Below are 11657 nucleotides of genomic sequence, written 5' to 3' on the forward strand. Positions count from 1 at the left end.
ATGTTTGATTCAAATAAAGTCATAAAAAAAAGGGGCCAGGTTATGAGTAACCCGGCCGCTATGCTTTCTTTATTATTCAAAACTAAATCTCTTTATATCAAGGCCTTTTGCATTCTTGGCACACAAAGATGTATTGCCAACAATGCAATAAAATAAGCCGAACTTGCGTAAATAAATACAGGCAGATATCCTTCGATCTGGCCAACATACAACGAAACTAATGCACCGCTAACACCTCCCATCATACCGCCTATTCCCGTAACGGAAGCAGCTGCTTTCTTCGGAAAGATGTCAGATACCATTGCTAAAATATTGGATGAGAACCCTTGGTGGGCGGCAGTACCTAAGGCGATCAATGCTATGGCTAAATGCAGGCTATGGGTTTTCGCTGCAAACACGATTGGTAAAGCGCACAATCCACACAAGAATAATGTCGTTTTCCGAGCCTTGTTCGCGCTCCAACCTTTTTTCATAAACGTGGATGTAAGCCAGCCGAAAAACACACTCCCTAAATCCGATACAATGTAAATTACTAAAAAAGGAATACCTACGGTACTTAAATCCAAATTTTCATCAAAAGTATTGCTCTTAGCAAAGAACATGGGCAACCACGTTAGGAAGAAATACCAAACACAGTCCGTGAAAAACTTTGGCAAAGCGAAAGCCCAGGTTTGACGGTAACCGAAGAGCTTGATCCAACCAATCTTCTGCCCATCATCCGTATGAATTTCGTCTTTATCACTTTCTATATAAGCGAGCTCTTCCGCGGATAATTGTTGAACTTTCCTAGGTTGGTTATACCAGGTTCTCCAACATAATAATAAGATCAATCCCAGCCCACCGGTAATTACGAACGATGCCCGCCAACCGAAATGATGAATAATATACGGTACGGCCAAGGCGGTTGCTATCACCCCGACATTGGCGCCGGCATTCATGATACCTGTAGCGAACGATCGTTCCTTTCTAGGGAACCATTCAGCAATCGTTTTCACTGCCGCGGGGAAATTCCCCGATTCACCTATGCCAAGCAAGAACCTCGCACCTATTAACCCGGCAGCCCTTGAAACCAAACCATGCAAAACCCCGGCAATACTCCATAACAACATCGAAAATGAAAAGCCCTTGCGGGTACCTACCCTGTCGATAAACCAACCGACAAACAAGAAGCCCATCGCGTAAGCGATCTTAAATGCAGCATCAACATAACCTAACAAGGCCTTCAGGTGCGCATCGTCCGCTGCCGTGATTTTATGCCCCAACGGTAGGCCGAGGATATCTAGCTGGAACTGTTCATTAATAATGGTGAAGGATAATACCTGCCTGTCTATGTAGTTAATCGTGGTGGCAAAAAACAGCAACGCAACAATACGCCAGCGGTATTTACCGATAGTTGTGGAACTCATCATTATTTTGGCTCTAATTGGTTATGAATCTAACTGTACTTTTAAATTAATGTACATTTTCAATATATGCAAACGTTTGCGTAATTTTTGATTTTAACATGTCGAGATCTCCTTGTTCGATCACTTCCTTCGTGAGCAAATTAGATCCCATTCCCACGCAGGTAACCCCTGCCAGGAACCAGGCGGATAAGCTCTCTTGGCTGACATTCACCCCGCCAGTCGGCATAAATTTCAAACCGGGAAATAAGGGCTTAATAGATTTCAAGAAACCTGGGCCGAGGATATTACCCGGAAAAAGTTTCACGAATCCTGCTCCTAATTGCTCTGCTTGAGCTACTTCCGTAGGTGTCATACAACCCGGCACCCAAAGTACATCGTGTTCCTTGCAAGTGGCCGCGGTGTTGCCATCCACAATCGGGCTAACGATAAAGTCGGTATCCAGGTCTATATAAGTCTTCGCTTCACTAGCTTGTTTGATCGTGCCGATACCCAATAACAGGCCGGGGAAATGCTCTTTCTTATAGGTTTGTAATACTTCGAAATTTTTGGTTGCGTTGACACCCCGGTTGGTAAATTCAAATACCCTTACACCGGCTTCATAACATGTTTTCAAAACGGTCTTGCAAACATTCACGTCATCATGGTAAAAAACGGGAACCATTCCACATTGATCAAAACTTGCCATCGCAAGTTGAGGGGATGTTGCCATAGTACTGATTTAATAGAATTTATAAAGACTTTTATTGAATATATCCCTGGATTGTTTCCAAGTCGTTGGTATTGAAATCCCCTTTTAAAAAGAACTTGCTGAATGCGGCGGCGGCAGCTAAATTCACAATTTCCGACGGCGCATGTTTATGGAAAATTGCATGTATCAACCCTGCCATAAAACTATCCCCGCTCCCAACCCTATCAACGATCTCACCGGATTCAAATTCTTTACTCTTGTATATTTGTCCACCGGTGAAATATGTTGCATAATACAAGTTATGCCTTGGCCCGCTTGAGAACCGGAAAGTAAGCGCCACGTGTTTACAATGATCGCAGCGTTCCATGATTTCCTTCGAAGTCTGACTTGCAGCATCTAGGTAGGCCGATGTTGTATTTTTTGAAACAAGGGATTCATCGAGAACCGTCCCTAGCATCATGTTTGCCGCCCAAATATTCCCCATCACTACATCGCAGTAATTCACCAATTGGGGCATAACTGCTACCGGTTTTTTACCATATTGCCAAAGCTTAGCGCGGTAATTTAAATCTGTCGAAATTATCATCCCTTTGGCCTTTGCCGCTTGCAACACTTCTTCACAAACGATGGCTGCCTGCTCGCTTAATGCTGGCGTAATTGCCGTCCAATGCAACCACTTGGCATTACCGAGTGCAGAAACCCAATCTACCGTACCCGGTTCTATCATGCTAAAAGAAGAGTACTTTCGATCGTACACCACCTCCGAATGTTTCAAATCTGCTCCCTGGGCTAAATAATAAGTACCGATCCTATCCCCACCCCAAAGCATGCGATCCGTTGTAATACCGGTACCGGAAAGATAAGCTGCAACTTCTTTCGAAAGACCGTTATCTGGCATCTTCGATATATAAGCCACGCGGTTGTTCCAGCGTGCTAAGGCAGCAGCAACATTAGCTTCTGCGCCACCGATATACATACCCGCTTCGTGCGATTGCAAGTTGGGAGAAATGCGGAACAAGATTTCCCCGATGGTGATGATGTCTACTGTTTGCATGGGAAATTGAAATATGATTTAGCATTATGGTAACAAATGTCTTGTATCATACTGCCCATCCAGGGTAAATCTGCTGGTAAACGACCGCTTTCTACATCGCGGCCGATAAGGTTACACAGGATTCTCCTGAAATAATCATGACGGGAGAATGATAAGAAGCTCCGGGAATCGGTTAACATTCCCACGAACCTACTCAACAACCCGAAATTACTTAAAACATTTAACTGTTTTTCAATTCCATCTTCCTGGTCTAAAAACCACCAGGCAGCGCCGTATTGCATCTTTCCCGGGATTTTACCATCCTGGAAATTGCCGACCATCCCGGCATATACTTCATTGTGCGCCGGGTTTAAATTATAAACAACCGTGCGGGCTAATTGATCAGTATTATCGAGTTGATCAAAAAATTTCGACATCTGTGCCGCTACCAGCCAATCACCGATAGAATCCGTTCCGGCATCGGCGCCTACCAAGCGAAGTAAGCGGCTGTTGTTGTTACGGATCGGCCCCACATGGAATTGCTGCGTCCAAGCCTTTTCATGGTTCCAAGTACAAATATGGTACATGATGGCCGCCCGGAAACGATCGATCTCAACGGCTGACAATTTCTCTTCCTTACGGATTTTCGAGAAAATCGAAGCGCAGCTTTCCTTGTCAAAATCCGCAGCATAAAAAGTATCCATCCCGTTATCCGACAAACGGCAACCATTGTCATGAAAGTATTGATGCCTTTGGTACAATGCCTCCATTAACTGGTCAAAACTACCGATCGATATACCGCTGCTGGCGGATAGTTTTGCCAGGTAATCATTATATGCCTGTAAATCTTGTAGTGACAACAATTTATCGGCCCTGAAGGTTGGAAGCACTTGTATTTGAAAACCTTCCGCAGCAAGCTGGCGATGGTATGCCAGGCTATCGCAAGGATCATCCGTTGTGCAGAGGGTCGTAACTTTATAATGTGATAGTAAATTGCGCGGTGTCCAACGGGATAGTTGACTATTACAGCTTTCGTATATTTCTTTGGCTGATGCCGGGTTCAACAACTCCTTGATACCGAAAGGATTTGCCAATTCCATCTGGGTCCAATGGAACAAGGGGTTCCTTAATGTATAAGGCACCGTCTTAGCCCAGGCCTCAAACTTTTCATAATCGCCAGCATCCCCGGTAATAAATCTTTCTCCAATACCATTGGCCCTCATGGCTCTCCACTTGTAATGATCCCCTTTCAGCCACATGGCCGTAATATTATCAAAAGCCTGGTCTGCCGCAATCTCTACCGGGGGTAAGTGATTATGATAATCGATGATCGGCATATCTGCTGCATAATCGAAATATAATTTCTCAGCCGTTTTATTGTCTAACAAGAACTCCGCTCTAATAAATTCACTCATGCTAACTGTTGCTCGTTTATATATTGTGTCAAATATTGATTAGGCCCCATTTCGAACATACCTAATAAATGAATGGCTATTAATTCACTAAATCCTTCAATGGCAAATAAAGCTTCGCTGAATAACATCTTACCGACGTGCTCTACAAAGTGCTTAAGCTGTCCCAGGTCTTTCAGGTCGTTCACATCTGCCCAGGCATTATTAAAGGTAATTGCTTGGTCATCCTTGATTTCATACAATTGCTCGTTGAACTGTCCGAAAAAGCGCTTGTCTTCCCGGACAACCGGTTTTAAGAAATACAAACTGCTTGCAAAACCCAGGCAAAGCATCGGGGGCAGGCGGTTGAACTTCTTATTATACCTTAAAATTGTCAGCGCATTCCTGGCTTCCAACTTAGTTGATTGTTGTAATGTGATGTTGATCAGTGGATGAACGATATAAGGGTTGGCAAAGCGCTCCAAAACCTCGTTGGCAAATGCTTCCGCATCGGGAACGATCCCTTCCAAGGTGGGTGCGATCTCCTTCCGTGTAACCGTTTTAAAGAAAGATTGCATTACGTCGTGCTGCATGCATTCGTAAACAGTTTGCAAGCCAACCAGGAAGCCCGTCGGGGCGGCTGCCGTATGGCTCCCGTTAAGGATTCTCAACTTCTGTTCCCGGAAAGGTGTAATATCCGGTAATATATGCATGCGGTCATCCGCACGGTGGAAAGACAATTTTTGGCGCACCTTTTCATCACCTTCGATCGCCCATAACAAGTAGGGCTCTGTATTGATCCATAAATGATCTTCATAACCGGCTTCCGTCCAACGCTCTTGAAGCTCTTTCGGTTTCCCCGGAACAATCCTGTCTACCAACGAGCTACAAAATTGATTAGCATTCTTGATCCAATCAGTAAATGCTTCCGGCAGCTTGTTATAATCAGCCAGTTTTAAGACAGCTTCCCGTAATAATTTTCCATTATCAACCACTAATTCGGTCGGAATGATGACGAAGCCCCTTTCGGCTGCATCTTCCTTAAAAAATTGGTAGCGGTGCCAAAGGATCGCGAGCAATTTCCCGGGATAGCTGGAAGGCACCCCTTCTAATACCGACTCCGGGGAATACTGGATACCCACTTCCGTAGTATTCGAAATAATGATCTCTAAACCAGGCTGTTCCACGGCTCCCAGTATCTCTTTCCATTTTGCAACCGATTGCAAAACTCGTGCAATAGAAAGGTTGACCAGGGAGCGGTTAATTAATTGATTATGCGCGACACCCTTAATGTTTGTTGTATACAAACAATCTTGATTATCAAACTCTTGTGTATCACCGCTAGTAGATTTTACCACTACGATCCGGCCATTGAAAATCCCTTCCTTGTTGGCCTTGTCAACCAAGTAATCAACCAATCCCCTCAAAAGCACCCCCGTACCGAACTGTAAGATCTTCTCGGGTAGCTCGAAAAGGGCAGGTTCAATACCCATTTCCGGCTTCGATAAAACGTATGATTTGGATAATACAGGAAACATGAATTATATTTTGACGATTTGGGTAGTAAATATAACGTGGAGAATTGCATTTTCCTATTGTTATTACATAAAAGCCAGGGAATAGTTAAATCCTATCAGCTTATCGAAGCTATCTATACTTTAGAAGTCCGCCATTGACGGCTTTTCTGTACCTTTGCATCCTTAAACTTTTAGATATAATGAGTAGACATGGAAAAGTGCTAGTAGCGATGAGCGGCGGTATAGACAGTACCGTGACCGCCCTGATGCTGCATGACCAAGGCTACGAAGTAGTGGGAATTACCATGAAAACATGGGATTACGCCTCTGCCGGCACCAGTAAAAAAGAAACCGGCTGCTGTAATCTTGATTCTTTCAACGATGCCCGCGCCGCGGCCGTGCATCATGGCTTTTCCCATTTCATCCTGGACATCAGGGATGAGTTTGGAGATTTCGTGATCAATAATTTCGTGGATGAATACCTGGCAGGCCGTACGCCTAACCCTTGTGTTCTCTGCAATACCCATATAAAATGGCGCGCGCTCATGAAAAGGGCCGATGCGCTGGATTGCGAATTCATTGCCACGGGTCACTATGCTAGCATCCGCGAAGAAGACGGACGCGGTGTTATCAGCAAAGGCGTTGACGAAACCAAGGATCAAAGCTACGTTTTGTGGGGCCTGGATCAAGCCGTAATTAAAAGGACCTTATTGCCCTTAGGCACCTACCGTAAAACAGAAATCCGTCAAATGGCTTTCGATTACGGTTACCCCGAACTAGCTAAAAAAGCCGAAAGCTATGAAATCTGCTTCGTGCCGGATAACGATTACCGCGGCTTCCTGAAACGTAAGGTGGACGGACTTGAAGAACAGGTGGATGGCGGCAATTTCGTATTGACCGATGGAACCGTAGTTGGGCAACATAAAGGTTATCCTTTCTATACCGTTGGACAAAGAAAAGGCCTGATTGCTCTCGGACGACCGATTTATGTGACTGAAATTATCCCGGAAACTAATACCGTGGTTTTAGGAGATGAATCCGACCTTGAGAAGAACGAGATGACCGTTGGCGGTATTAATATGGTGAAATACCCGGAAATTACGAACGGTATGGAAGCCATTACCAAGATCCGTTATAAGGATAAAGGCGCTTTAAGCAACCTTTACACAGAAGACGGCTTAGTGAAGGTTCGTTTTTACGAAAATGTAAAAGGTATCGCACCGGGTCAATCTGCTGTTTTTTATGATGGCAATGATCTGATCGGAGGTGGTATTATCCGCAGGAAAAGTGAGGCGGATATTTTCGGATAAAGTATTCCCCCGTTTGAACCGGGTTTAAATATGAAAAAGATTAAAGCTGCCATTTCATGGTAGCTTTTTTTTATCCAGATACTGGGACCGAGGTCATTATTGCACCTTGTCCAGCAGCACTTGGAATCCAACATTGAGCAGTTCGTGGTGCATGGAGTACGTGATTTTTCGTTGCCGGTATAATAGTGCATGTCCTCAATTGTGCGTGGGTCCGAGCTTGGAAGCTCGAACCAGCATGTTTGCATGTTTTTGGTTACTGGGGGAAACTTTCAAAAAACGAACTCGTGTTTCGAACACACATCCGTTACTTCGCAGCTCGAACCTGCGGATCCCCATATATATTTTTCCTATTTCTTCCTGAAGCGTACTGCAAACATAGAATCTGCCCTCTTGGCGCTACCATCGATCAATCCGCCACTTTCTTTTTCCAGCAAACCGGTATCTAACAAGCGGGTCACCATCTGTTCATTTTCTTTGGCAAATACGGAACAGGTGATATAAACAAAACTACCGCCGGGTTTTATATAAGGAAGTACATTTGTCGCAATTTTCCATTGTAAATCAGCATAATAATCAATCTTTTCCGCTTCAAAATAGACGAGGTTTTCGGGTGTTCGCCCCCAAGTTCCGGAGCCGCTGCAAGGTGCATCCAAAAGGATGCCATCAAACTGCTTGCGGGGTAATAAACTGGCTAAATCCCCCTGGTTCAGATCTATAACCCCGGTTTGAAAGCCTGATACCTTGGCCGCCGTTAAACGTTTTTGTAAGTTTTGTATAATAGAAGGACGGATATCGCTGGCAAATAATTTGATCCCCGGCTCTTTATCTTTCAACAAGATCGACTTTCCACCGCTGGCTGCGCAACAATCCCACCAATATTCTCCCGGTTTTGGCGTCAACAACTGCATCGTGGTTTGGGAAGAAAGATCCTGTATCTCGTACCAATCTTTATCGAGGATCAATTGTTCCAGGTTAGTTCCTTGCGGTAAGGCGATTGCTTCATTATCAAGATATTGAAAATCAACACCTTGATTCTCCAATATATCGATTACCTTGGTTCTTTTGCCGGGTCGAACACGGATAAACAATAGTGGCTGCTTTAGAAGGGAGCTCGCCCAGGTCTTTATATCAATCTCCGCGGAAAGCTGTTGTGCAAAAGGGAATAACTGCTCCGCGCTGTATGCTGAATTATTGATCGTCAAAGATTCTAGCTTCCGTTCCAATGGTAATGCTGCAAGCTCATTCAATTCTGGGTTGATGGCAGCCAAGAAATCATTTGCCCCCGGTTCGCAAATACATACAGCTTTTTGAATGCGCTCTTCTAAAGCTGCATCCAAGGCCCAATGTCCCAGCCTGAAATAATCATAGACCAACCGCGATATCCATTTACGATCACGGCTACCCATCTGCGGATGCTGTTTAAAGAATTGCTTAAGGTAATGATGCAAGGGCAAATCTCCCTGGTAACGGGTGATGATCTTGACAGCAGAGCCCTGGTAATTTTCCCATCTCGTCATGGCTGCAAAAGTACAGGATGTTTTGCCTACAACGAAACATCCATTTTTCTGTATGAATTTTTTTATATGATTAGTATTCACTATTTTTAATATGAATCCGGTTTTATATAGCATTGCACCAGGAAAATGCACATATTAGCGAGCACGAGCTTTTGCAATTGTTGATAGCTGGTAACCCGCTTGCTAAAAAGCTGTTGTATGAAAGGTACGCAGCTCCATTGTACGGGATCATGTTACAAATAGTAGGAGATCCGGTGAAAGCCAATGATCTAATAATAAAATTGTTCTCCTATTGCTTCCAAAATGCATCGGCATATTCAACATCGGGTTATCATAACCTATTTACGTGGCTGTTTAAAAAGGCAAGAGAGTATGCAGTGGAATCATCACTGCCCATAACTAGTAATCATAATGACACCTCGCTTGTTAAAAGGAGTAATAGTTCATTCCAAGTATTTGCAGATACGTTAGCGGCTGATGAACAGCTGGTATTTCGTTTGAGCTTTTTCAACGGATTATCCCGGGCGGCCATCGGCAGGCTATTAGCCAAAGATGAGGAAGAGATTAATTTATTACTTAAGCAAGCTATGGTGGCTTTTAGAAAATTTTTACATTAAACAGTGGACCTGAAAGATTACATATCAAGCGGTATCATTGAAAGTTACGTACTGGGTTTAGCAACTCCCGATGAAGAAAAGGAGTTGGATCAAATGCGTAGGCTCTTCCCGGAACTCAACACCGAGATTCAGTCGGTTGAAAAGAAGGTGGAATCCTTAGCCTTCGCGGAAGCAGTAATGCCGCCCGCGCAGACCCGCAATGAAATCGTGCAAAGAATCGACTGGCACGAAGGGAATAATAATACCCGCAATAATGATAATAGTAATTATACTTTCATTAATCTAAATCCTAACAGCCAAGACAATATCACCGTTCATAAATGGTGGAGGATTGCCTTCATCACGCTCGTGGTCTTGTCAAAGATATTCTTGTTCTTCGCGATCTTATACTATTTAAAATTTAAGCAAGCCGAAGAAAATAAATCATCGCAAGCAGCTCCCGCTACTACAACGGTACAACAACCAGTTACGCAACCCTAACCGGTAATCAATCTATCAATCACTAGGTACTTTAATAAAAAAACGGCGTTTGATTCTTAGAACCAAACGCCGCTCGTATCTTAACAAGTTGAATTATAATTTCAGCAATGTTTTCACCGGGTCTTTACCGAACAATAATTGCTCAGGATTTTCCAACATCTCTTTCACCCTTACCAGGAAGCTAACCGATTCACGACCGTCAATAATACGGTGATCGTAGCTCAATGCCACGTACATCATCGGGCGGATCACTACCTGTCCATCAATCGCCATGGGTCGTTCCTGTATTTTGTGCATACCCAGGATAGCAGATTGAGGGATGTTAATGATCGGCGTACTCATCAAGGAACCGAACACCCCACCATTAGTAATGGTAAACGTTCCCCCGGTCATTTCGTCCATCGTCAGTTTATTATCGCGTGCCTTGGTGGCCAGCTCAACTACTTTTCCTTCAATTCCGGCCATATCCAGGCTTTCCGCATTGCGAATTACCGGTACTACCAAACCTTTCGGAGCAGATACCGCGATGGAAATATCGCAATACTCGTGGTATACCAACTCTTCTCCATCGATGTAAGCATTAACGGCCGGGAACTCTTGCAAGGCGAAGCAACATGCCTTGGTGAAGAAGCTCATAAACCCGAGGTTCACACCGTGAGATTTCTTGAATACTTCTTTATATTTAGCGCGGATCGCCATGATGTTGGTCATATCCACCTCGTTGAAGGTGGTTAACATCGCGGTGGTATTTTTAGCTTCTACCAACCTGCGGGAAACGGTCTTACGTAAGTTCGACATTTTCTCGCGGCGATCGTTGCGGGTAAACATTTCATGCCCGATTGCAACGCCCGGATTTTCCAGCGCGGCAAAAACATCATTTTTCATGATCCTACCATGGGAACCGGAGCCCTTGATGGAGTTAGGATCCACTTTTTTATCAGCGATAACTGCCGCAGCAACAGGGGATGCTTTCACATCGTGATGAGCCGGGGCAGCAGTTGTGGCCGGTGCTGCTTTAGCTTCATTGGCCGTTGCCGGTTCAGCAGGCTTCGCTGCCGGGGCTGCACTACCGGCAGGACGGGCAGCAGATGTATCGATCGTGCAAGCTACCGCGCCGATGGCCAGGGTATCCCCTTCTTTCGCAACAGTAGTTAACAGGCCGGCTTCTTCCGCGTTCAGTTCAAACGTAGCTTTTTCAGATTCGAGTTCGCAAAGCATTTCATCGCGCTCCACGTAATCACCCGTTTTCTTCAACCATTTTACCAGGGTTACTTCATTGATGGATTCGCCTACCGTTGGAACTTTAATCTCCACGGTACCCTTGTTGGATGCGGGAGCGGCGGGTGCTTCTACAGGCGGAGCTTGTTGTTCCGGTGTTGCGGCAGCAGCGGGAGCCGCTTCCGCGGCAGGCGCAGCAGCATCTGTATCGATGGTGCAAGCAACAGCGCCAATTTCCAGGGTGTCTCCTTCTTTAGCTTTGATAGATAAGATACCTGCTTTTTCTGCATTGAGTTCAAACGTAGCTTTTTCAGATTCCATCTCGCACAACACTTCATCTTGCTGAACGAAATCTCCATCTTTCTTTAACCATTTTGCAATTGTAACCTCGCTAATTGATTCTCCTACCGTAGGAACTTTAATTTCGATAACCATAAAAAAGATGTTGATGGTTGATGACGAACGGTGCCGCCATTGATA

Annotated in this window: 10 protein-coding genes; 3 read left to right on the plus strand and 7 right to left on the minus strand. The window is 44.6% G+C overall.

From position 1 onward, the window contains the following. Positions 1-92: 92 nt before the first annotated feature. From COR50_RS00520 to COR50_RS00540, 5 genes are read right to left on the minus strand one after another with little or no spacing between them, the layout of a single operon-like run. Complete coding sequence (locus COR50_RS00520; protein ID WP_198405745.1) at positions 93-1409, minus strand: MFS transporter; 1317 nt, start codon at positions 1407-1409, stop codon at positions 93-95. Positions 1410-1452: 43 nt separating this feature from the next. After that, the gene (locus COR50_RS00525; RefSeq protein WP_198405746.1) at positions 1453-2115 is read right to left on the minus strand and encodes a beta/alpha barrel domain-containing protein; all 663 of its coding nucleotides are present in this window, start codon (positions 2113-2115) and stop codon (positions 1453-1455) included. A gap of 31 nt (positions 2116-2146) precedes the next feature. Further along, a complete protein-coding gene (locus COR50_RS00530; RefSeq protein WP_098192153.1) occupies positions 2147-3148 on the minus strand; it encodes a sugar kinase in 1002 nt (333 codons plus the stop codon). Further along, positions 3136-4542, minus strand: coding sequence for a glucuronate isomerase (gene uxaC / locus COR50_RS00535; protein ID WP_098192154.1), 1407 nt, complete (start codon positions 4540-4542; stop codon positions 3136-3138). The genes COR50_RS00530 and uxaC overlap by 13 nt, the downstream gene beginning before the upstream one ends. Then, entirely contained in the window at positions 4539-6056 is a 1518-nt protein-coding gene (locus tag COR50_RS00540) for a tagaturonate reductase (protein WP_098192155.1), read from the minus strand. The genes uxaC and COR50_RS00540 overlap by 4 nt, the downstream gene beginning before the upstream one ends. 179 nt (positions 6057-6235) lie before the next feature. Here COR50_RS00540 and mnmA point away from each other — a divergent pair, with 179 nt between their 5' ends. Next, positions 6236-7345 (plus strand): tRNA 2-thiouridine(34) synthase MnmA, encoded by a 1110-nt coding sequence (mnmA, locus tag COR50_RS00545; protein ID WP_098192156.1) that lies wholly within the window; start codon positions 6236-6238, stop codon positions 7343-7345. 347 nt (positions 7346-7692) lie between these two features. Here the strand turns inward: mnmA and COR50_RS00550 are convergent, their stop codons facing one another. Further along, entirely contained in the window at positions 7693-8862 is a 1170-nt protein-coding gene (locus COR50_RS00550) for an RsmB/NOP family class I SAM-dependent RNA methyltransferase (protein ID WP_157760571.1), read from the minus strand. A gap of 113 nt (positions 8863-8975) precedes the next feature. Between COR50_RS00550 and COR50_RS00555 the strand changes: the two genes are divergently transcribed. Further along, entirely contained in the window at positions 8976-9479 is a 504-nt protein-coding gene (locus tag COR50_RS00555) for an RNA polymerase sigma factor (RefSeq protein WP_098192158.1), read from the plus strand. Between the two features lie 3 nt (positions 9480-9482). Next, positions 9483-9959: a hypothetical protein gene (locus tag COR50_RS00560; protein WP_098192159.1), complete on the plus strand. Its 477-nt coding sequence runs from the start codon at positions 9483-9485 to the stop codon at positions 9957-9959. A gap of 93 nt (positions 9960-10052) precedes the next feature. Here the strand turns inward: COR50_RS00560 and odhB are convergent, their stop codons facing one another. Next, the gene (gene odhB, locus COR50_RS00565; protein WP_098192160.1) at positions 10053-11612 is read right to left on the minus strand and encodes a 2-oxoglutarate dehydrogenase complex dihydrolipoyllysine-residue succinyltransferase; all 1560 of its coding nucleotides are present in this window, start codon (positions 11610-11612) and stop codon (positions 10053-10055) included. Positions 11613-11657 lie beyond the last annotated feature (45 nt).

It is taken from the genome of Chitinophaga caeni (assembly GCF_002557795.1).
GTDB classification, from domain to species: Bacteria; Bacteroidota; Bacteroidia; order Chitinophagales; family Chitinophagaceae; genus Chitinophaga; species Chitinophaga caeni.